The following is a 24,126-nucleotide window of genomic DNA, read 5'->3' as shown; positions in this document are numbered from 1 at the left end:
CAGAATTGGGTCTGCGCCGTTTTTCATGTGGTCCCGAGACACCCTCTACCAATCCACTCATATTCCGTCCGCCACCGCGTCGTCACACGTCTGGCGATGCGTCCTTGCGCATTTCTTGAAAACGCGGGGGGGGGGGGGGGCGTATCATCCACCCGTCTGTTGCCTGACAGACAACACCCAAGTAGACGTTTCGTCATAGATGCCTATGACGTGGAGGAACGGCTTTCGTGAGTACGAGGAAGAAGAAGCTTGCAGGGGTGCTCGCAGTGTTCGCGCTCGGCGCGGGGCTCGCGGCTGCCCTGGTGCGGCTCTACGAAGTCACCTCCGAGTCTCCGCCTGTCATTCCGACCGGAGGCGCGTAGCGCCCCACTCGTCATTTCGAGCGAAGCGAAGGGACGCCCCCCTTGTCATTTCGAGCGAAGCGAACGAAGTGAGCGGAGTCGAGAAATCTCTCCGACCGAAGCGAAAGGAAGCATCACATGCGAAAAGCACTGACCGTCTTCTTCAGCGCAGCGTTGGCGCTCGCCATGCTGCCGGCATCGGCGTTCGCCGCGCCCGTGGCTCAGCCCGATGCCGACGCGCCGCTTGCCGCCCAAGCCGGCGACAACATCGCCGAGGGTACTTGGGGCACCTGCCCCTGGGAGATCTCGGCCGATGGCACCCTCACCGTGCATCCGGGCACGGGTACGGGTGCGGACACGGGTGGCACCTCGCCGTGGAATGCCCATGCCGGAGACATCACAAAGGCGATCTTCAAGGCCGAGAACGGCAAAAAGGTCACTGCGCCGACTGACTGCAGCTTTCTTTTCTGGGGTATGCATGAATTGGCGAGCATAGACTTCTCGGGCCTCGACACTTCGAACGTGACGAACATGAACTGTTTGCTTCAGAATTGCGACGGTCTCGAGTCGGTAAATCTCACCGGCTTCGATACCTCGAACGTGACGAATATGGGCTCCATGTTCTTCAACTGCCCCGAACTCAAGTCTCTTGATGTCTCGATGTTCGATACATCGAAGGCCACGAGCATGACCAGCATGTTCATGCACTGCGGCGATGCCTCCTCAAGCCTCAATCTTGACCTTTCCGGCTTCGACACCTCGAACGTGACGAGCATGGCCGGGATGTTCCGGTCTTGCGGTGACACTACCCTTGACCTTTCGAGCTTCGACACGTCCAAGGTCACGACGATGAACGGCATGTTCATGAATTTCGGGGCAACGACTCTGGATGTCTCGGGTTTCGATACTTCGAACGTCACGGATATGGCGGTCATGTTCAGCGGCTGCAATGCCCTTGCTTCTCTCGACGTATCGAACTTTGACACGTCCAAGGTCACGGACATGGCGGGCATGTTCGCCTACTGCAAATCCCTTGCCTCCCTGGACGTTTCGAATTTCGATACATCCCAGGTGACGAACATGGGCAACTATTACACAAACACTGATTCTGAGGGCATGTTTATCGGATGCAGTGCCCTCACCTCTCTTGACCTTTCGAACTTCGACACATCGAATGTCACGCGCATGGGAGCGCTGTTTCAAGGCTGCACCTCGCTCGTCTCCCTCGACATCTCGGGCTTCGACACCTCGAAGGTGGAGAAGGCGGACGAGGCGTTCGGAAAGTGCACCGCGCTTGCCAGCGTGAAGGTCGGTCCCAAGACTTTGGCCAAGCTCGCGCTCCCCACAGAGGCTGTGATGGGACATGCCGATTGGTACTCCAAGGCCGCCGGAAAGTGGTTCACCTCTGCACAGATTTCCGCAGATCGCAAGGCAGTTGCCGACACTTATCTGAAGACGGCATCTAGCTACAAACCCATCGAGCTCCCCGAGGTTCCCGTCGCACCCGGTGCCACCATCACCATTCGCTTTGATGGGCCCTTCGACCTCTTTGTCGAGCTTGTCATCGACGGCAAGGTCATCGCCGAGGGCAAGTACACGGCGAAGTCGGGTTCCACCATCATCAAGATACCCGCCACCGAGGCCGTCGGCCTGGGAGTGGGCAAGCATGAGATCGTCGCGCGCTATTCCGATGGTGGCACGGCCATGGCCGCAGTCGAGGTGGCGCAGCCCAAGCCGGATGATCCGGGTACTACAGATCCAGGCACGACCGACCCCAAGCCCGACGAGCCCGGCACTGCTGACCCCGAGCCCGTGGGCACCCAGGCCATGTACCGCCTGTACAACCCCAACTCAGGCGAGCACTTCTACACGGCAAGCACGATCGAGCGAGACAGCGTGATCGCCGCGGGCTGGAACGACGAGGGCATCGGCTGGACGGCGCCCACCGAGGGCATCCAGGTCTACCGCCTCTACAACTCCTATGCCGGCGAGCACCACTACACCACGAGCGCCGAGGAGCGAGACATGCTCGTGGGCGTGGGCTGGACCTGGGAGGAGGGCGGCTGGTTCTCGGATCCCGACGAATCCGTCCCCTTGTACCGCGCCTACAACCCCAACGCCTACGCCAACAACCACCACTACACCACCGACCGGGGAGAGTTCGTCACCCTGCTCGGCCTCGGCTGGCAGGACGAGGGAATCGGCTGGCACGGCGTGAACTGACCCCCCTGTCATTTCGAGCGAAGCGAAGCGGAGTCGAGAAATCTCGCCATCCAGACTGTAAGGAGCACCACATGAGAAAGACACTGTCCGTACTCTTCAGCACCGCGCTGACCTTAGCCATGCTGCCGGCGACGGCCTTCGCCGCGCCCGTGGCTGCCCAGGCAACCACCGCGAGCGGCACCTGGGGGACCTGCCCCTGGGAGATCTCGGCCGACGGCGTCCTCACCGTGCATCCGGGTACGGGTGCGGACACGAACGGCGCGTCGCCGTGGGAAGAGTACAAGGAGGATGTCATCAAGGTGGTCTTCAAGGCCGAGAACGGTGGCAAGGTCATCGCCCCGGCCGACTGCAGCTCCTTGGTGGGCGTTACCGGCAGCAAGGTCAGCAGTATCGACCTTTCCGGTCTGGACACGTCCCGCACCACGGATATGGGTGTCATGTTCCAGTACTGCAACGATCTCACTTCTCTCGATGTCTCTCCTCTCGACACGTCGAACGTAACGAACATGAACATGATGTTTTACCGCTGCGAATCGTTGACCTCCCTGGACCTATCCTCCTTCGACACGTCGAACGTGGAGTACATGGGCATGATGTTCTGTCTTTGCTCCTCATTGACTTCCGTCGATCTATCTTCCTTTGACACCTCAAGCGTGATGCACGTGGGCATGATGTTCGGTGCCTGCTCCTCACTCGAGTCCTTGGACCTGTCCTCCTTCGATATGAGGAATGCGGGAGACATGGGCCAAATGTTTACTGGCTGTTCCTCACTCACCTCTCTCGACTTGTCTTCTATCGACACGTCGAACATGGATGGGACGAAAATGGGTGACGTATTCTACGAATGTGCCTCGCTGGCAAGCGTGAAGGTCGGCTCCAAGACCCTGGCCAACCTTGATCTTCCCTTCGACGCCGACTGGTACTCCAAGGCCGCCGGTGCGTGGTTCACCTCCGCGCAGATCTCCACGCAACGCAAGGACGTCGCCGACACCTACGTGAGGTTCGACAGCGCGGCGCCCGCCCCCAAGATCGTCGAAGGTGCCGGCATCGTGTGGAAGAGCGGCGACGGCAAGGCCGCGCTCATCAGGTCAGACGCCGCGTTCTACCTGCTGATCCGCGTCGAGGTCGACGGAACCACGCTCGACCCGGCGAACTACACTGCACGCGAGGGCTCCACGGTCATAGAGCTCAAGCCCGAGTACCTCTCCACGCTTTCCGCGGGCGAGCACACGGTCGGCGTCGTCTCCGCTAACGGCACGGCTACGGCCAAGCTGACGATCGAGGGCACGACGAATCCCGAGCAGGTGGGCACCCAGGCCATGTACCGCCTGTACAACCCGAATAGCGGCGAGCACTTCTACACGGCTTCGACCGTGGAGCGCGACGCGGTCATCGCCGCGGGCTGGAACGACGAGGGCATCGGCTGGACGGCGCCGACGCAAGGAATCCAGGTGTACCGCCTGTACAACTCCTTCGCCGGCGAGCACCACTACACCACCTCCGCAGAGGAGCGCGACATGCTCGTCAGCGTGGGCTGGACCTGGGAGGATGGCGGCTGGTTCTCCGACCCGGCAGAGGCCGTTCCCCTGTACCGCGCCTACAACCCCAACGCCTACGCCAACAACCACCACTACACCACCGACCGCGGCGAGTTCGAGACGCTGCTGTCTCTGGGCTGGCAGGACGAGGGGATCGGCTGGCATGGAGTGAAATAGGGCAAGAAAGAGGAGTGACCTGACATGAACCACACCATTGGACTTAGTCGCGGCCTCGGGGCCATGGTTTGCGGGGCGCTCGTCGCCCTGGCGACGGCATGCGCTCTGGCGCTGACCGCCCAGGCGGCCGACACGGCCACCATGTACCGCCTCTACAACCCCAATAGCGGCGAGCACTTCTACACCGCCTCTCTCGTGGAACGCCAGGCCGTCATCGATGCTGGCTGGGACGACGAGGGTGAGGGCTGGACCGCCCCGATTGAGGGCGTGCAGGTCTACCGACTCTACAATTCCTTCGCCGGCGAGCACCACTACACCACGAGCGCCGAGGAGCGAGACATGCTGGTCTCCGTCGGCTGGACCTGGGAGGAGGGCGGTTGGTGCTCAGACTACTCGCAGGCCGTACCCCTGTACCGCGCCTACAACCCCAACGCCTTCGCCAATAACCATCACTACACGACCGACTGGGGAGAGTTCCAGTTCCTGCTCTCCCTCGGCTGGCAGGACGAGGGAATCGGCTGGTACGGCGTGGATCCAGACGCGTTTGTCCCCGAGGATCCGGATGTTCCGGATTACCCCAACACGCCAGACGATCCATATGACCCCGGTACCCCTGACGTACCCAGCATGCCGGACACACCGAGTGTCCCAGATGTACCCAGCACACCGGATACGCCTGACACTCCGGATCCTTCGGTCCCATCCGCAACCAAATACACCGTCACCTTCGATGGCAACGGTGGTACCGTAGAATTTGCGACCAAGAGTGTGGAAAAAGGCGACTATCTCCGTTGGACACCGACAGCCACACGTGACGATTACTACTGTGTCGGCTGGTACACCTCCCCTACAGGAGGAACAGAGTACGACTATTATTCTGAGGTAGACTCTGACATCACCCTGTATGCGCACTGGGAGCTTACGGAAGATGGCAAAATCAAGCAGACTGTAGCGAATGTCAAGAAGTACTCCTACAGCATCAAACCGGTCAATGGGTCTTTTAACAACATGTTCTTCGTTGAAACCGACAACCCCGATCCCTACAGCTTCCAGCTCGTGGACAAGAGCAGCAAGTATCTTGAGAACGACGAAACTTCAACTATCAAACCGGTGCCCTGGAGCTATGGTGACGTCGTCTACACCAACGCGGAGACGAAGCGCATCGCCAACAAGGGGTACTTGTTCTACAACTACGAATGTAACACCGACGGTGGCTCCCTCGAACTCAAGGCCAACATCGGCTACTCCTATCATGAGACCGACTATGGTTATAGTTCTAGCGATGGCACCAACTATGATACGGGCGTCACGGTGACCTGCTCCACTCTTGAGGACAGACAGGACTACCTCATACGCACCTACGCTGCGGGACAGACGGGATTCTTTGATAAGCTCAACGCAGTTCAGAGCGGCTTGCGTGATATTGCTCTGTATCCCAAGAGTGTGCGAGATACGAGCAAGCCGAGCGAGTCTGCCTATCCATGTCTGGCCGCATCACCGTATTACGAACTCAGCTTAAACAAGCACATCGAGGGCATGTATGAAAAGGGTGACGCTCTCTTCATAAGCTCGGCATACGGATTCGTGCTCGACTCCCTGAGCTATCCTGGCATGATTGGTTCCGTTGCCGAGAGGCTGCAGCCGGACTGTGAGGTCAAAGGCGGCACATATCACTATAACGTCGACATAACTTATAACGGTGAGACGCATACCTATGGCGGTGCCGGCGAGGGATCGACATATCCCATTTATACCAAGTTCGTCGAGAAGACATTCAGGTTCGATGGCACCGACCAGGGTTATGGCACGAACCTCTCGATGCCGACCCTCAAGGCAAAGCGCCTCGAATATGCAGATAAGTCCGATGAATTCGCCGAAACTGCGCTTGCGAAGCTTTCTCGGGAGGCTGTGTCCAGCGTTGTGGGTGATGGAGCATGGATTCAGATCGCCTATGAGGGGCTTCTTGGAGGTGGCACGACCATCGGCTATGCCACTTACGCGTATGACGGCTATGTTGACTATGCATCCGATGCGTGGGTTGACGGAAGGTACGTGAACGATCGGGAAAGGGTCGAGGTCGGCACGAAGTTCGCCGATCATCCAAATGCCGACATAATCCTGCATGACGTCACCTACACGGACCGGAATGGCAACACCCATACGACGAGCGTTACCTACCGGTATAAGAGTGATGGGGACTATTGGCACGCGGTTCACTACTACACGAAAAGGGCTTGGTATCAAGATGCCGATTTTGATGCGCTCCCCGACTCGCTCAAGCTGACTCGCGAGCAGGTGAACGCCATGGTCGCCTCGGGCCAGATCGACGGCAACACGTCGACGCCTCCCACCGCGAAGTACATCTACGACGGCACCGCCGAGCCGGGAACCCCGTGCAACTAGGGGGTATGACGCATTGTCATTCGGAGCAAAATGGCGAGATTCCTCCATTACGCCGCCTATCGGCGACTCCAGTCGAAATGACAGCGGGAGATGACCCCTGTCATTTCGAGCGGAGCGAAGCGGAGTCGAGAAATCTCTCTGACCGGATTGAAAGGAAGCACCACATGAGAAAGCCACTGTCTATCCTCTTCAGCGTCGCGCTGGCGCTCGCCATGCTGCCGGCGACGTCGTTCGCCGCGCCCGTGGCGCAGCCCGACGCCGACGCGCCGCTTGCCGCCCAGGCCGGCGAGAACATCGCATCGGGCACGTGGGGGACCTGCCCCTGGGAGATCTCGGCCGACGGCGTCCTCACCGTGCATCCGGGTGAAGGCGCGGACACGAACTATGAGTCGCCGTGGGGAGACTACGTGACAGAGATCACCAAGGTGATCTTCAAGGCTGAGAACGGTGGCAAGGTCATCGCTCCGGCCGACTGTGGCTCCTTGTTGAGTGTTTACGGTAGCAAGGTCAGCAGCATCGACCTTTCCGGCCTGGACACATCACAAACCACGGATATGGGTGACATGTTTCAACAATGCGAGTCGCTCACATCCCTCGACCTCTCTCCCCTCGACACATCGAACGTGACGGATATGAGCGGCATGTTCGCTTACTGCTCTTCGCTCACATCCCTCGATCTCTCTCCTCTCGACACGTCGAACGTGACAGGTATGCACGGTACGTTTGGCGGCTGCTCGTCGCTAGTTTCTTTGAACCTGTCGGGCCTGGACACCTCGAGCGTGACGTGGACGCGCGACATGTTCTATGGCTGTTCGTCGCTAGTTTCTTTGAACCTGTCGGGTCTGGATACCTCGAGCGTGGACGAGATGAGTTACATGTTTTCCGGTTGCTCTTCGCTTGCCTCCCTCGACCTGTCGTCTCTTGACACGTCGAGTGTGGAGGCTATGAGGGGGATGTTTGGAGGCTGCTCCTCACTCGCTTCCCTAGACCTGTCGTCTTTTGACACGTCAAACGTGATGATCGCGGATGAGATGTTCTATGACTGCACCTCGCTCTCCAGCGTCAAGGTCGGTCCCAAGACGCTGGTAAACATTGAGCTCCCGACCGACACCGTGAACGGGCGCGCTGACTGGTACTCCAAGGTTGTCGGCGCGTGGTTCACCTCCGAGCAGGTATCCGCGCAGCGCAAGTCAATCGCCGACACCTACCTGAAGGAGGAGTCGGCCGACGACGAGCCCGGCACTGCAGAGCCCGTCGGCACCCAGGCGATGTACCGTCTCTACAACCCCAACTCCGGCGAGCACTTCTACACCGCCTCTCCCGTGGAGCGCCAGGCCGTCATAGACGCCGGCTGGGACGACGAGGGTGAGGGATGGACCGCCCCGACCGAGGGCGTGCAGGTCTACCGCCTCTACAACTCCTTCGCCGGCGAGCACCACTACACGACCTCGCCCGAGGAGCGCGACATGCTCGTGGGGGCCGGCTGGACCTGGGAGGAGGGCGGCTGGTACTCCGATGCCAACCAGGCCGTACCCCTGTACCGCGCCTACAACCCCAACGCCTTCGCCAACAACCACCACTACACGACCGACTGGGGAGAGTTCCAGACCCTGCTGTCGCTGGGCTGGCAGGACGAGGGGATCGGCTGGTACGGCGTGAACCCGAACGCATGGGGTAATGAGGACTGGGGCAATTCTGGTGACGAACCGTCAAGCCCAAGCAATCCGGAGTCACCCACCCCAACCCCGACGCCGACCCCAACCCCGGATCCCACGCCGACTCCGACCCCGACGCCCACGCCGGACCCCACTCCCACGCCAACCCCGACGCCGGATCCCACGCCTTCGACGCCGGATGTGGAGAAGGAGGTAATCTATCCCACCGAAGAGGTCATCATCCAAGAGCCACCGACACCCGCTGTCACCACGGCAAAGTACACCGTGAATCACTGGCAGCAGAAGCTAAAGGCGGGCTCCGCGCAGAACGCCACCAACTACACTCGCGCCGAAACGGAATCCCTCAGCGCCGAGGTGGGAACTTCCGTGACGCCCGAGGTCCAGCAGTACGCAGGGTTCACGGCGCCTGCTGCAAGGACGGTGACCGTAAAATCCGATGGCAGCACGAAGGTGGATTACTACTACACGCGCAATAGCTACCAGGTGACGGTCACGAAAGATGATGGCATTACGAGCACGACCGGCGGCGGTTCCGTGCAGTATGGCGCAAGCACCTCCGTGTCTGCGACTGTGAAAACCGGTAATGACTTTGCGGGCTGGAACGGTTCGCTTTCCTCTTCGAACTCGACCTACAGTTTCTCCATGCCCGCCGGCAACGTTTCCCTCGTGGCAACCTCCGAGCCCAAGCAGAGCGTCACGGCTTCAAACGGACTCAAACCAGCTTCCATCGCGACAGGCTATTACACCATATACAGCAGCCTTTCGACCACGTCTTCCAATCGCAAGAACCTTGATATGTCGAAGTCCGATACTAAGTGCGGCGGAAACGTGCAGCTATGGGAGCCCAACAATGCCGCCGCGCAGGTGTGGTACATAGAGAAGGTTTCGGATGGCTACTATCGCATTGCCAATGGCAACTCCATGCTCGTGATGGACATGGACAAGTCATCCAAGAACGTGCAGCAATGGAACCATGGCGCGAACAATCCGTACCAGCTCTGGAAACCCTACAAATCGAGCTTTAACGACGGGTCAATCGTGTTCGAGAACAAGGGAACGGGACTTATGCTCGCAGTGGACTCGAACGCCAACAGCGCGAACGTCAAGGGAGCGGCAAAGAGCAATGTACGCGGGCAGGCGTGGGTTCTAAACAAGACGACCTTCACGCGCTCCAACGTCATGCCGGCTGACGGCTACTATCGCCTGCGTACCCAAGCAGGAAGCGCCGACAAATACCTGAACGTGTACAGCAACGCCACCACAAATGGCGGAAACGTGCAGCTTTTCAAGAACGACAACACTTCCGCGTGCGTATGGCATGTGTGCCGCGTCTCGGGTGACTACTATCGCATCACGGGCGCGTACTCGGCGCTTTGCCTTGACGTGGCGGCTGGAAGTACGGCCGATGGCGCCAACGTGCAGCAGTACGTATGCAACGGCACCGACGCGCAGCTGTGGCGCTTCGAGAGGTCGATGTACGGCGGCTATGTGCTTGTAAACAAGGCGGGCAGGACTCTCGATGTCGATACGGAAATCTGCAAGGATGGGCAGAACGTTCACTCCTGGACAAAGAACGATACAGCTGCCCAATCCTGGACGCTCGAGGCCGTGAGCGGCTACAGCGTGATGAACCGCGCAGCGTACGACATCAGCGACAGCACGTATCTTATTAGTAACCAAGCGGAATCAAGTAAAAGCTATATAGACATTCCCAACGCAAGCACTGCAAATGGCGAGGTCGCCCAGGTGTGGTGGAATACCCAGTCGAACGCGCAGGTGTTCCGCATCACGCCCACGGGTGCCGGAAACGGTGCATATTGGATTGAGAACGTGAATTCCGGCAAGCGCCTTGAGATTCCGAGTGGCAGCAAAACGGAGGGTGCACCCGTTGCTCAGCACGATAAGAATGACACGCATGCGCAGAGGTGGTATGCAAAGCGCTCGATTTACGGCGGCTGTATCTTCGTGAACTCCAACTCGGGCATGGCGCTTGACCTTACCGGAGGTGCGACCACAAATGGGACGAAGCTGCACCAGTGGACGCTCAATGACACAAAGGCCCAAAGCTGGGTCATCAAGCAGCAGGCACCATATAAGGCGCCGCAACCGTCGCAATCGCCTGAGGTCAAAGCCAAAGAGATCTATAATGCGTACAACAAATACCGCGCGAGCAAGGGCCTTAAACAGATTCCCTGGTGGGATAGCTGCGCAGCACGTGCAATGGATACCGTGAAGTACAATGCGGCGACTAACACCTGTGCTTTGAAGCATGCGGATGAATGGTGGACAGGGCTAAGGGCAACGACTAATCCTCATACTGGCGAAACCTGCCCGGCAATAAGGGATGATAAAGATCCAAACAAGCTACACATATGGTCGGATATTCTCCAGTTCACAGGTTGGGATGCCCCCGCCCAGGAGGTAGTCGATGGCTGGATTCATTCCACGGGTCACCGCAAGATGATGCAGTGCGATTCTGCATATGGTGTAGGAGTCGCGTGCTACAACAATCACGGAGTGTGGTATTACGCAATCGTGTACGTTTGGGACGGCAGCTCGAATCAATCCGGAAGCTGATGCTCCCATCGTACTCCCCGCAATTGACGGCCCAGACCCAGAAATGAGTCTGGGCCGTTTCGTTTTGCCAGGTTCTCCCAAGACGCTCTCGCACAGACCCGCATCGTGGGTCTACGTGGCATCAAATCGCTCGCATGCAATCCTCGCGTGGGTCTGCATAGGACAAATGGACAGGTCATTTGTCCCATTTCGAGCGAAGCAAAGCGGAGTCGAGAAATCTCGTCTCTCTGCCTATCTCTCTATCTACTCTCTAGGTTTCTCTCTAATTAGAGAGTAAAATAGAGAGTACTTAGAGAGATAGGCAGAGAGTAAACAATCATAGGGACGAGAAGCATATGACTCCAAACGAATTAGGCAAGGTCATCGCTCGATTGCGAAAGCAGGGAAAAGATGACGCTCACTATGAAGCCAAGGCGTGCAAAAAAGCGCTTTCGAAAGATGTATGGGATTCTGTAAGCGCATTTGGCAATACAAGCGGTGGGACCCTTTTGCTTGGAATTAATGAGGAAGACGGGTTTTCACTTGCGAAGCCTTTCCCGTTGGAAAAAGTCCTTGATCAGTTTGTTGAGGGGATGGGCGACGGAGGAAACAAGGGACGAAAGGTCGACAATCCTCCTCAATATAGCGTTTCGCGTATGGACTTTGAGAATGGCCAGATCCTCGTTATCGATATTGACGAAGTAGAAAATCGCTTCAAGCCGTGCTACGTATCTTCTAAAGGAATTACAAATGGCTCATATAAGCGTGTCGATGATAAGGATATAAAGCTCTCTGCCACCGAGTTGTACGAGCTGCAGCACATGCTCGAGCCCTCCGAGGCCGATAGAGGCGCGGTGGAAGGTGCAACTTTAAATGATCTTGATGGCAGTCTTGTCAAGGCGTTGATAGACAGTGAGAAAGAACGAGATTCAAAGGCTGTGCGAGGAACAACATCTCAACAGGATGCCCTCAGGCGCTTAAGCGCTTTGACTCCGCAGGGCGAGGTTGCCCTTGCTGGTCTTTTGAGCCTAGGGTTTTACCCACAGCAGTTTTATCCAAAACTTGTGGTGGATATTGCGGTGCATCCGGGAATCGAAAAGTCAGATCCATATGAACCGAGGTTCTTAGATAGAGTAATTTGCGAAGGAACGACAGCGGAGATGGTTGATTCAGCACTGCAAGCCATTGCAAAGAATCTTCGCACCTTTTCGTACATTGAAGGATCTGGAAGAAGAGACGAGCTCGAAGTGCCCTTGGAGGTTTTGCGCGAGGCAATTGCAAATGCCCTTGTCCATCGGGAATACGATAGGCAGTTTATAGGGCAGTCTGTGTCAGTCGATATATACGCCGACCGTATCGAGATTGTGAACCCTGGTGGCTTGTGGGGCGGAAAGACGGTCGACAACCTCGCCGATGGTCAGTCGCGCTGCAGAAATCCGACTTTGATGAAACTCGTTTCGAGAATACAGAGTCCACGCGATGGATCTCCAGTGGAAGGCCAGGGCTCTGGTATTCCGCTGATGTATCGTCTGATGCGCTCGAAAGCCCTAGATGAGCCGCATTTTGATGTGGGCGTTGACTATTTCAAGGTAGTTTTACAACGAGGCGGAGCAGAGCTTGTCAAAAACAAGGAATGGCTGAAAACGTTTTCTGATAGAGACACCACCAGAAAAGAAGACGCGGTGCTCTTGGAGCTTCGACGAGCAAAGAGCGTGTCGACACAGCAGCTGCATGAACATCTTGGTTATGATTCCGATGACATACGCCAGATATGCGCACGATTGGTTGCCGATGGTTTAGTTGCAGAGGGTCCTAAGGACACGTTTGCCGTTGCAGATTTAGACTCTATGGGCGCTGAGGCAGAGAGGATGCCTGCAAGAGACGCGATATTGAATGTCCTGGCAAAAGCCTCGGATCCTATAGGCATTCGAGAGATTGCCGAGTTAACCCAGCGAAAGATATCAACGTTGCGTGCTCAGATGGCAGCGCTCGTATCTGATGGACTCGTAGCGCCTACAGCTCCCACGACCAACCGATCGAGAAAATACGTACTTGCAGAAAACGGCCGAGAGTTTCTTGAAGGCAAGTAGGCGGAATTAGCGGATGCTCTCTATTTATCTCTCCAAAACTCTCTATCTACTCTCTAGGTTTCTCTCTAATTAGAGAGTAGTTAGAGAGTGCTTAGAGAGTTGCTAGAGAGATAAAGGCGCTTATCCCATAATCCGCCCGAGGCCCTGTCGATGCATCGTTTGCGCACGGCCTGGCCGTCTGGCTCTCTGGCAGAGAATTGCGGTTGTGGTACGCGCTTTGTGCCACAACCGCACGCTCTCGTCAGATTCTGACGAAACCTTTCGCTTGGGGCACATTTCGGAGCCACAGCCGTAGATTCTCGTCATCGTTGGCGCTCGGATGCGCCACAATCATGCGTTTTTCGTCTCGTCACCCACATACTGGGTCTACGCGGCACCAAATCGGCCGCGTGCCGTCATATTCCGCGTGATACAATTGTGCCAGCACCTGAAAGTGCCATGATTGCGCCAGTAGAGGGCACCAAGTGGCGGCCTCTTGGGCCGCCATCTTGCTACAGGCGCACGATTCCGAGCTCGTCGTTTTTCGATGTCTCCTTCAACAACACCGACTCGAGGCTATAGAAGTAGTTTTGCGCGTCGTGTTTTCTGATAGTCGAGTTGGGCGCAATCATCTGCCTCAGGAAATACGCATTTGCATCACTCAGCTGTATCGGAAGCGTACATTTTGAATCCTTGTGTAATACTAGCTTCGCCATGCGTCTGGCGATGGGTGCCAGCTAATTCTAGTGGAAGCAAAGCCGGCAGGGCTCTAGCCCTTGGGCGCGGGCTGCATCCAAGCTAATGGCTGTCGTTTTGCTGCGCTTGGTCGAAGAGCATGACGCGCGGTGATATTTGGTGCCGGATTTGGTGATGTACACGGTATCCGATACCGACGGTCCCGATGAGTTGTTTACTCCGGAGGAACTGTTTGTGTCCGGGGCAGGGGCCGGCGCGGGGGCTGGGGCAATCGTCCTGCCCTCGCCGATGGCATACCAGCCGATACCCTCGCCGCGCCAACCGATACCGACGAGTGAATCATTCTCGCCTTTTGAGGTCGTGTAGTTATGAGATCCCGAGTTGTTACGACGAGCATTCGGGTTGACGTTGGGATTGAACTGGCGGTAAAGCGGAATATCCGTGCGGCTGTCGGATGAGTACCAGCCAATACCCTCATCCCTCCAACCGACGCGAACTAGCTCATCGCGTTCCCCGATATCTCGTGTGTAATGGTGATCAGTGCCCGAATAGAGGCGATAGACGGGGGCTTCCGACCATGCCGGTGCAACCCAGCCTATTCCCTCGTAATTCCAGCCCACGCTTACCAGACTGTCCTTTTCAGCAGTGTCAGCGGTGTAGAAGTGCTCGCCGGAATTGGGATTGTACACACGATGCATTTCCTGGCTGCCCGAATCGGTCGCAAATGCGGCTTCGGCATTTAAGGAAAAGGACGCAAATGCCAACAGGACAAACAGTAAGCCGAATGAGACGATAGTTGCGAGTTTTGAGCAGGCGCGTGGGGCATAAGTGATTCTTTCCATAGCAGAGTCCTAATCCTCGTGGGCAAAATGGAGTACACGAATTGTACCAATTCAGCTTTTCGGACGCTTCTACACGCCAGATAACGACGGTTACATTAAGTGGGAGCAACACCGGTCTCTATCACGCACTGCTCGAAGTTTCCCGCGAAGCCCCGCCGCCTGGGTCTACGCGGCACCAAATCGGCCGCATGCAGCCCTCGCGTGGGCCTGCACAGCCCAAACCAAGCAGCGAGGTCGTATCATGGACGCACCTAGCTGACGCGTACCCGCCCACGGAAAGGACGAGCGCGATGATGAAGAGATTCGCGAGCATGGCGCTGGCAATTGCACTGGTGGCGACGCTTGTCCCCATGGCAGCCGCTTTCGCCACGACTCCGCAAGCAGCGGCAAACCAGGATACCCTGACCATCAGCGGCACCGAGCATTACGACATGGCCCACGAGGCTCTTGCCTTTGTCAACAAGGAGCGCGCCGACCTCGGCCTCGCGCCTCTCCAATTCGATGCGGAGCTGATGGAGACCGCCATGCTGCGTGCCGCCGAGGTTTCGGTGTACTACGGCTATGACGAGCACAGCGAGTCTTACAAATTCAACAAACGACCAGACGGCAGCGAATGGTCCACCGCCTTTCCCGTCAGAGACGATTCCGAAGACTGTTTTCGAGGCGAAAGTGTCGCAGCGGGTCAGAAGAGCGCAGCCGCTGTCATGCAGACCTGGCTTTATGACGCGCGTCAGGTTTACAGATGGGAAGAACAGGACATCACCTTGGAAGCTGCTCTTGCCGCCGGCACCTATCGCCTGCCCAGTGGCGTTCTGATTACGGAGGATACGAGTGACCGTTGGGTTTCGATCTCTTACGAGAATATCATCAGCCCCGATTACAAGTCTACTGGCATTGGCTGCTTCTACCAGGGCGGTGTGTTCTACTGGCAGCAGTCATTCGATTCTGCGGAGGCGACGGGCAGCGTCAAGAGCGGCAAGGTCGATGTGACGCGCCAAATATCGGTTGACTATGATTGTTGCGGCACCAACCAGGCACTTAATGCGGATCTCGACCCCCAGTTGAAGCCCTCGCTGGCTCCGGGTGAGACCTTCGACATGCGCTATTGCATAAACAACGATGGCCGCACCCGCTTCAACTGCGTCATCGATGCCGGCAACGCCGTCTGGACGAGCTCGAACCCGGACGCTTGCGCTGTCGATCAAAATGGTACCGTTACTGCCAAATTAGCCGGTACTGCCACAATTACGGCAACGCTTCCATCTGGCAGGAGCGCATCGTACGAATGGGTCGTGAAGCCGTCCTTGGAGGATGCGGTCGTGTCAGATATCCCGCATCTGACTTATACGGGGGCAAAGATAAAGCCGGATCCCACGGTCACTCTTGGTGGCAAGCGTCTTATTGGGGGCACCGACTACACGCTCAGTTATGCGAATAACGTCAATGCGGGAAGCGATGCGAGAATTATCCTGACGGGTATTGGCGATTACGCTGGCTCGAAGACCGTCTATTTCGAGATCGGCCCTGCGCCAATTACCTCGGCAACGTCGAACTACACCCAGTTCACCTACGACGGCACGGAAAAGAAGCCTGTCGTGACCGTGAAGTCCGGAAACAAGGTTCTAGGCGAGGGTGACTATCAGATATCCTGGCTCAATGACGATATGACGAGTGTAGGCACCAAGGTCATCGAGGTAAGCGGTCTTGGCAACTATGGCGGCACAGTGAGGGCTACCTACGAGATTGTGGCTGCCGACGCACCGCAAGAGCCGCCGGCGCCGGACACCCCATCGGATCCAGATGCTCCTGACCAGCCGGAGGTGCAAGACCCCGATGTACCCGAGGAGCCCGATGCGCCCGCCGCGCAGCCTCAGACCATGCACCGTCTCTACAATCCCAACTCCGGCGAGCATTTCTACACTTCGAGCGATGTGGAGCGCTCTGCCGTAGTCGCAGCTGGTTGGATTGACGAGGGCGTTGGCTGGACCGCGCCTGATGACGGTATCCAGGTCTATCGTCTCTACAACCCCTATGCGGGCGAGCATCATTACACCATCTCCGTCGAGGAGCGCGACATGCTGGTTTCCGTGGGCTGGGTCTGGGAGGAAGGCGGCTGGTTTTCCGACCCCGATCAAGCCGTCCCGTTATATCGCGCCTATAATCCCAATGCCTACTCGAATAACCATCACTACACCGCCGATCCAGGCGAGTTTCAGCGGCTGATCTATTTAGGTTGGGTTGACGAAGGCGTCGGTTGGTACGGCGTGAACTAACCGACAGCGCAAGTGGGACAAATGACCTGTCCATTTGTCCCACTTGGCCCCGAACGAAGGGAAGCACTCCATGAGAAAGGCACTATCCGTTTTCTTCAGCGCAGCGCTGGCGCTCGCCATGTTGCCCGCGGCGGCGTTTGCCGCGCCCGTGGCTCAGTCTGACGCCGACGCGTCGCTGATTGCCCAGGTATCTGATGATCAAACCGAGGTCATGTACCGCCTCTATAACCCCAATAGCGGCGAGCACTTCTACACGTCCTCGACTGTCGAGCGCGACAACGTCATCGCCGCTGGTTGGGACGACGAGGGCACCGGCTGGACGGCCCCCATCCGGGGCATCCAGGTTTACCGCCTCTACAACTCCTTCGCTGGCGAGCATCATTACACGACCTCGCCCGACGAGCGTGACATGCTCGTGGGTGCCGGTTGGACCTGGGAGGAGGGAGGCTGGCTTTCCGATCCCGATAAGGCCGTGCCCCTGTACCGCGCCTACAATCCTAACGCCTATGCCAACAACCACCACTACACCACCGATTGGGGCGAGTTCCAGACGCTCCTCTCTCTCGGCTGGCAGGACGAGGGCATCGGCTGGTACGGCGTGAACTCCAACTCCGGGGATGCTGGGAACGATTCCGGTAACTCTGGCAACGGCTCCAACGGCTCAAACGGTCCCGGCGACTCCAACAACCCCGGAGGCTCGGGAGAGTCGGGCACCGACTCCGACGATTCCGCGACGATATATGTCGTTACCTTTGACGGCAACGGTGGCACCATGACCGGCGCGGTGCAGCGCTCCGTGAAGAAGGGAAGTGCTCTTGGCGATGGGCCAATGGTGACTCGTGATGGCTATGACTTCACCGGCTGGTTCACCTCGCCCCATGGAGGCAACCAATACACGTCTTCGACACCGGTCGATAGTGACGTGAAGCTCTTTGCCGGCTGGAAGCTCAAGGTCACCGATCCTGATGAGAAGCCCACGTATCGCGTGCAGTTCGATGCCACCGGCGGGTCGGGTACCATGTCGCCGATTTCCTACTACCGCGACACCACCTATAGCCTACCCCGCAATCTCTACAGCCGCAGCGGGTACACGTTCGACGGTTGGGCGACGGAGCAGGGTGGCGCCAAGCGCTTCTCTGATGGCGAGCAGGTGAGTAACCTCGGGCTCGGCGGAAGCACCATCACCCTTTACGCCCGTTGGAAGGCGAATACGACCGCTGCAGCAGCCGCTTTCGCCGCAACTCCGCAAGCAGCGGCAAATCAGGATACGACATCGTTGAGCGATGCGGTCGTCGCCCCCATTCCAAGTGTCACCTATACGGGAGCCGGGATAAAACCGGATCCTGCCGTGACGATCGATGGCAAGCGCCTTGTCAAGGGCGTTGATTATTCGCTCAGCTACGCAAGCAACATCGACGCTACCGAGAGGGCGACCGTGATCATCGAGGGCATGGGAAGCTATACGGGACGCAAGTACGCCTACTTCACGATCGAGCGCGCCTCGATTACCGATGCAAGCGTGACAGCGAATCCGGCGCAGTACATCTATGACGGCACGGAGAAAACGCCGGCCGTGACCGTGAATCTTGGCGGCAAGACGCTCCAGGACGGCCCGGACTACTATGTCTATCCCGTGACGGATAATGTCAATGTCGGGACCAAGGTCCTGCACGTATACGGAGAGGGCAACTATTCGGGCACCAAACCCGTCGCCTATACCATCACTCCCGCCCAGCTCAGCTCCGTGAGCCTCAGCGAGACGCGCCTTACCTATACCGGCTTTTGGCAGGAGCCCAAGCTAACCGTGATGGGTGCTGGCAAGGTGCTCGAGGAGTGGACCGACTACACCGTCTCGTATCCTAATGACTGCACCAGTGTCGGCACGAAACACCTGGTCATAACCGGATGCAAGAACTTTACCGGTACGCTGGAGGCAGAGTTCGAGATCGTCCCCGAAGCATCAAGCGATCCTTCGAACCCCGTGGCCACCCAGGTGATGTACCGCGCCTACAACCCCAACTCCGGCGAGCACTTCTACACGGCGCACTACGCCGAGGTGGAATCCATCGTGGCCGTGGGATGGCAGTACGAGGGCGAGGCGTGGACCGCGCCGGTGACGAGCGCTACGCCGGTCTACCGCCTGTACTCGGGCACCGACCACCACTACACCACCTCCGTCGTCGAGCGAGACCACCTCATATCCGTGGGCTGGAGCGACGAGGGCATCGGCTGGTACTCCGACGACAACGAGGCCGTCGGGCTTCACCGCCTGTTCAACCCCAACGTCGACCCCAACGCGCCGACCAACAACTCCGGAAGCCACCACTACACCACGAGCGAGGTCGAGCGCGACCACCTGGTCTCCATCGGCTGGCGCTACGAGGACTTCGGCTGGTACGGCGTGAAGTAAGTTCGAACGAAGGGCGAGATTTCTCCACTCCGGCGCTTCGCGCCTCCGGTCGGAATGACAGGGGAGCCTTGCGGCGCCTCCGGTCGGAATGACAATGGTGCCGCTGGCATTCTCAATTGTCGAGGGCTTGTGAAGTGCCGGAAACGATTGCGTACCGCACCCCGATTTACTTGTCATTTCGGCGAGTTATCTTGGAGAGGACCGCGGCAGTCCGTACAATGCTCCAAAGAATCGTAACAGGCTCCCGTGCCGGCTTGAAAGGAACCTGAGATGTTCGCACAACCAAAGACTTCGTTCTCGAAAAAGATCATAGCCTGCCTCTGCGCGCTTGCCTTTGCCGCAAGCCTCATGCCCGTTGCCGCTTTTGCAGCACCGACGCAGCAGGAGGCGGCCGCGGAGGGCTCCGCTCTCGTTGCCCAGGCAGATGGCAAGCTTGACGTCACCTACCATAGCGAGCGGGAGATCAAGAACTACTACCGCGAGCACAGCATCAACCTGAACCAGGGCGTGAGCTTTTCGGCGGTCCCCAACGCGACGAGTCCCTATGCCGTGGGTGCCATGAGCAAGACGTCCCTCGAGCAGTCGCTCGCCACGCTCAACTTCGTTCGCTTCGTCGCGGGCCTCGATGCCAACGTCACCCTTGATGACGAGTACACGCAGCTCGCCCAGGCGGCCGCGCTCGTCGATGCCGCAAACGGCCAGCTCACTCACACTCCCACTCGCCCCGAGGGAATGACGAGCGACATGTACGAGAAGGGCCTCGCGGGCGCTCAGGCAAGCAACCTGTATGCCTCGTCCGGAACCGGCAGCATCAATGCGGCCATCCTTTCCTGGCTCGACGACTCTGACGAGCACAACATCTCGGTTCTTGGTCATCGTCGCTGGGTGCTGAATCCCTACATGGGCAAGACCGGCTTTGGTGCCGTGGCGGATTCCGGTGGCAAGGGTGGCTTCAGAGGCTGGGGCGCCATGTACTCGATTGACAACAGCAATACGCGTGCCTCGCAGAAAAACGTCGCCTGGCCTGCGGAGAACACCCCCATGGAGCTCTTCGCCTCCGATAGCGCCTGGTCGCTTTCCACGGGCGCCAATCTTGACGCCTCCCAGGTGAAGGTCACGGTCACGCGCAATTCCGACATGAAGACCTGGAATCTTTCTCAGGGCAGCGCCGATGGCGACTTTTACGTCAACAACGATAACTACGGACAGAAGGGTTGCATTATCTTCCGCCCCAAGGACCTCTCCGTTGGCGTGGGCAGTGGTGAAAACGACTTCTACCAGGTTTCCGTCACGGGCATTCCCAATCCCGTGAGCTACAAGGTGAGCTTCTTCGGCCTGAGCGACGAGATCACCTCGGTCACGTTGCCTCAGACCGAATACGAGTACACCGGCTCCGAGATCACGCCCAAGCCGAGCGTCAAATACTATGACCGCCTACTCACCCAAGACAGGGATTACGAGGTCGCCTACAGCAACAACGTCAACGAGGGAACAGCCACGGTCAAGGTTACCGGTATCGGGACCTATACGGGTACGCTGACGACCACGTTCAAGATCGTGCCGCCTTCGGCCACTAAACCGAGTGATCCGCAGCCCTCGGATCCCATCGGCACGCCCGTCGTCATGTATCGCCTTTACAATCCCAACAGCGGCGAGCATTTCTACACCGCGAGCGAGTACGAGCGCGCCTATCTCATCAACATCGGTTGGAACAACGAGGATGTTGGCTGGATTGCGCCTTCCGATGGCGACCCCGTCTATCGCCTCTACAACTCCTATGCTGGCGAGCATCACTACACGCTGTCGGCCTACGAGCGCGACCATCTCATCAGCGTCGGCTGGAACGATGAGGGTATCGGCTGGTATTCCGGCGGACGCACGCCGTTATACCGCCAGTACAACCCTAATGCCTACGCCAACAACCATAACTACACGACCAGCGAATACGAGCGAGACAACGTGCTCGCCGCTGGCTGGAACGACGAGGGCATCGGCTGGTACGGCATCGAGTAGCCCGAGATCCAAGGAGGATAGAGCATGAATACCAAGACGCAAGTCATGCCGCTGAAAGGCGTTATCGCAGCTCTTTGTGCGCTGGCGCTGGCGCTGGCCCTCGTGCCCGTCACGGCGTTCTCCGCCCATGCGGATAACCCGGCAAGCAGCACGAGTGGCGAGTGCACTTGGACGATCGATGGCGCAGGCACCCTCACCATCGCCCCTACCAACGGCTCAAGCGGAATGCTCGCCAATCTCGAATACCATACAGACAACAGCGCTCCGTGGCTTGCCCATCGCAGCGCCATCAAGGCCGTGATCATCAAGCCCGGCGTCAAGGCAAACGAGAACCTGAGCGGCATGTTCGCCGACTGTGCGTTCATCACGTCCATCGATCTGGCTGGTCTGGATACCGCCCGTACCACCAACATGGAGAGCATGTTCCTCGGGTGCACTCGTCTCGCGACCATTGATGCGACAAGGCTTTCCACGGCCAATGTCGAGGACATGACCATGATGTTCAAGGGCTGCTCGGCCCTCACCTCGCTTGACGTCTCTGGGTTCAACACATCGAAGGTCGTCAAGATGCAGGCCATGTTCGAGTCGTGTACGGAGCTGAGCACGCTGAACGTATCGGGCTTCGACACCTCAAAAGTCGAGGTCATGACGGGCATGTTCGCGAGTTGTCCGCGCCTGTCGTCTCTCGACGTCTCCAGGTTCGATACCTCGCGCGTGACGCACATGGATAGCATGTTCTCCGGGTGCGCCTCGCTCGGATCTCTAAACGTTTCGAACTTCGATACCTCGCGCGTCGCGGTCATGGGTAACATGTTCTCCGGCTGCTCCTCCATCGGCTCGCTCGATGTCTCCAAGTTCGACACCTCCGACGTCATCAGCATGGAGGGCATGTTCTACGGCTGCAAGGCGCTCCGCTCGCTGGATCTCTCGAGCTTCGATACCTCCAAGGTGACGAGGATGGAGCTCGGCCCTTACAAGATGTTCGGCGGCTGCGACGACCTTGCCGAGGTGAAGCTTGGCACCGGCTTCAGCTTCAAGGGCGCGAGAAACGAGGTGCTCACGACGCTGCCCGAAGGCGAATGGCACTCGGAGGCCTTGGATAAGACCTTCACGGCCGCTCAGATCGCCGCCGATCGCAATAACGCGGCTGATAGCTACAGCAGGTACATTCCCGATGACCCCGAGAAGCCCAGGCCGACGGAGCCTCAAGGCGAGCGCGTCACGATGTTCCGTCTCTACAACCCCAACTCCGGCGAGCACTTCTACACGTCGAGCGAGGTCGAGCGCGACAATTGCGTGGTCAACGGCTGGAATGACGAGGGCATCGGCTGGATTGCCCCGTCCGAGGGTCAGCCGGTCTACCGTCTCTACAATCCCAACCTGCCCGGTGAGCATCACTACACGATGAGCACCGTCGAGAAGAGCAATCTCACGAGTCTGGGTTGGATTGACGAAGGCGTGAGGTGGTATTCGGGCGGATATACGCCGCTCATGCGCGAGTACAACCCCAACGAGTACGCGAACAATCATAACTACACGTCCAGCGAAGTCGAGCATAACCATCTTGTTAGCATTGGTTGGAACGACGAGGGCATAGGTTGGTATGGGATCGAGGGACGCTAAAGCGCGTCCTGGAAGAAAAAGCGCCTAGCGCATGAAGGAGGAATCCATGGAGATTTCGAAGTCAACACACTGGAGAGTCGCAAGGGCGCTGCTCGCCGTGCTCTGCGCATGCGCGATCGCTCTGGCGGTCACGCTGGCTGCACAGCCTGCCCAGCAGGCCTATGCGGCTAACGGAAAGACGGGCGCCGAGGTCATGTTCCGTCTCTATAACCCCAACTCCGGCGAGCACTTCTACACGTCAAGCGAGGTCGAGCGCGACAATTGCGTGGTCAACGGCTGGGATGACGAGGGCAGGGGCTGGGTTGCCCCCACCGAGGGCGAGCCGGTATACCGCGTCTACAATCCCAACGCCGGCGAGCATCACTACACGATGAGCACCGTCGAGCGCGATAGCCTGGTTTCTTTGGGCTGGATTGACGAGGGCGAGCGCTGGCGCTCCAACGCCACGAAGCACGTCGTGTTGTACCGCCTCTACAATCCCAACGAGTTCGCCAATAACCACCATTACACCAAGGATGCTGGCGAGCGAGACATTCTGGTAAGCAAGGGATGGAAGTACGAAGGCGAGAGCTGGTATGGCACGGAGTATTACGCTGATATCGAGATGAAGGACCTGGGCACCATCACGGTCTCCCTCGATGCCACCGCTGCTCCCAAGACGGTCGACAACTTCGTAACGCTTGCCAATAAGGGCTTCTACAATGGGCTCGGTTTCCATCGCATCATCAAGGACTTCATGATGCAGGGCGGCGATCCGCTGGGCACAGGCAGCGGCGGTAGCGGCGAGAATATCTATGGCGAGTTCGCCGACAACGGCTTCGATAATCCCGTCTCGCACACGAGGGGCGCGATTTCGATGGCCCGCTCTACCGATCCCAACTCCGGCAGCTCGCAGTTCTTCATCTGCCACAAGGATGTGACCGATCTGGACGGTCACTATGCTGCGTTTGGTCATGTCATCGACGGTATCGAGATCGTGGACAAGATCTGCGACGAGATTGGCAAGCCTGGTGACGATCCTGGCAATGGAATGATTGACAGGGATAAGCGCCCCGTCATCGAGAAGATCACGACGGGACTGCTCTAAGCAGGAGCGAGAACGGGGTGGCTGCTCTCTGAGTGACCACCCCGTTTCGTCAAGCAAAACAAAACGGGCCGGCGTGATGCCGGCCCGATTCTTTATGGTGGGGCATAAGGGATTCGAACCCCTGACGTACTGATTCGTAGTCAGTCCCTCTATCCAGCTGAGGTAATGCCCCGATGAAGCCTGAACATAATACCACCGC

General features: G+C 58.1%; 12 protein-coding genes and 1 tRNA gene. 11 read left to right on the top strand and 2 right to left on the bottom strand.

What is annotated here, in order from left to right; translation table 11 throughout:
- The first annotated feature begins 227 nt into the window (after positions 1-227).
- The 6 genes from OIM11_00735 to OIM11_00710 all read left to right on the top strand — a co-directional run bounded on the left by OIM11_00735 (position 228) and on the right by OIM11_00710 (position 13,004).
- Positions 228-362: a hypothetical protein gene (locus OIM11_00735; GenBank protein ID HJI99674.1), complete on the top strand. Its 135-nt coding sequence runs from the start codon at positions 228-230 to the stop codon at positions 360-362.
- Between the two features lie 117 nt (positions 363-479).
- Positions 480-2,564, top strand: a complete 2,085-nt coding sequence (locus OIM11_00730; GenBank protein HJI99673.1) for a BspA family leucine-rich repeat surface protein — start codon at positions 480-482, stop codon at positions 2,562-2,564.
- Positions 2,565-2,635: 71 nt separating this feature from the next.
- Complete coding sequence (locus OIM11_00725; GenBank protein ID HJI99672.1) at positions 2,636-4,279, top strand: BspA family leucine-rich repeat surface protein; 1,644 nt, start codon at positions 2,636-2,638, stop codon at positions 4,277-4,279.
- A 24-nt stretch (positions 4,280-4,303) separates the two neighbouring features.
- On the top strand, positions 4,304-6,682 hold the full coding sequence (locus OIM11_00720) for an InlB B-repeat-containing protein (GenBank protein HJI99671.1): 2,379 nt from the start codon (positions 4,304-4,306) through the stop codon (positions 6,680-6,682).
- 164 nt (positions 6,683-6,846) lie between these two features.
- Positions 6,847-10,935: an RICIN domain-containing protein gene (locus OIM11_00715; protein ID HJI99670.1), complete on the top strand. Its 4,089-nt coding sequence runs from the start codon at positions 6,847-6,849 to the stop codon at positions 10,933-10,935.
- 335 nt (positions 10,936-11,270) lie between these two features.
- The gene (locus OIM11_00710) at positions 11,271-13,004 is read left to right on the top strand and encodes a putative DNA binding domain-containing protein (protein HJI99669.1); all 1,734 of its coding nucleotides are present in this window, start codon (positions 11,271-11,273) and stop codon (positions 13,002-13,004) included.
- A gap of 722 nt (positions 13,005-13,726) precedes the next feature.
- Here the strand turns inward: OIM11_00710 and OIM11_00705 are convergent.
- On the bottom strand, positions 13,727-14,377 hold the full coding sequence (locus OIM11_00705) for a hypothetical protein (protein HJI99668.1): 651 nt from the start codon (positions 14,375-14,377) through the stop codon (positions 13,727-13,729).
- Positions 14,378-14,811: 434 nt separating this feature from the next.
- Here OIM11_00705 and OIM11_00700 point away from each other — a divergent pair, with 434 nt between their 5' ends.
- From OIM11_00700 to OIM11_00680, 5 genes are all read left to right on the top strand, one after another.
- A complete protein-coding gene (locus OIM11_00700; protein ID HJI99667.1) occupies positions 14,812-16,794 on the top strand; it encodes a CAP domain-containing protein in 1,983 nt (660 codons plus the stop codon).
- 70 nt (positions 16,795-16,864) lie between these two features.
- Positions 16,865-19,204, top strand: coding sequence for an InlB B-repeat-containing protein (locus tag OIM11_00695; GenBank protein HJI99666.1), 2,340 nt, complete (start codon positions 16,865-16,867; stop codon positions 19,202-19,204).
- Between the two features lie 270 nt (positions 19,205-19,474).
- Positions 19,475-21,217: a CAP domain-containing protein gene (locus OIM11_00690; GenBank protein ID HJI99665.1), complete on the top strand. Its 1,743-nt coding sequence runs from the start codon at positions 19,475-19,477 to the stop codon at positions 21,215-21,217.
- Between the two features lie 24 nt (positions 21,218-21,241).
- Entirely contained in the window at positions 21,242-22,840 is a 1,599-nt protein-coding gene (locus OIM11_00685) for a BspA family leucine-rich repeat surface protein (GenBank protein HJI99664.1), read from the top strand.
- Between the two features lie 46 nt (positions 22,841-22,886).
- Complete coding sequence (locus tag OIM11_00680; GenBank protein ID HJI99663.1) at positions 22,887-23,927, top strand: peptidylprolyl isomerase; 1,041 nt, start codon at positions 22,887-22,889, stop codon at positions 23,925-23,927.
- A gap of 95 nt (positions 23,928-24,022) precedes the next feature.
- Here the strand turns inward: OIM11_00680 and OIM11_00675 are convergent.
- Positions 24,023-24,099, bottom strand: a tRNA-Arg gene (locus tag OIM11_00675).
- Positions 24,100-24,126 lie beyond the last annotated feature (27 nt).

The sequence above is a fragment of the Coriobacteriaceae bacterium genome (assembly GCA_025992705.1).
Lineage (GTDB): Bacteria > Actinomycetota > Coriobacteriia > Coriobacteriales > QAMH01 > QAMH01.
Note: the sequence above shows the minus strand (reverse complement) of the source record. Positions and strands in the feature narration are given on the sequence as shown.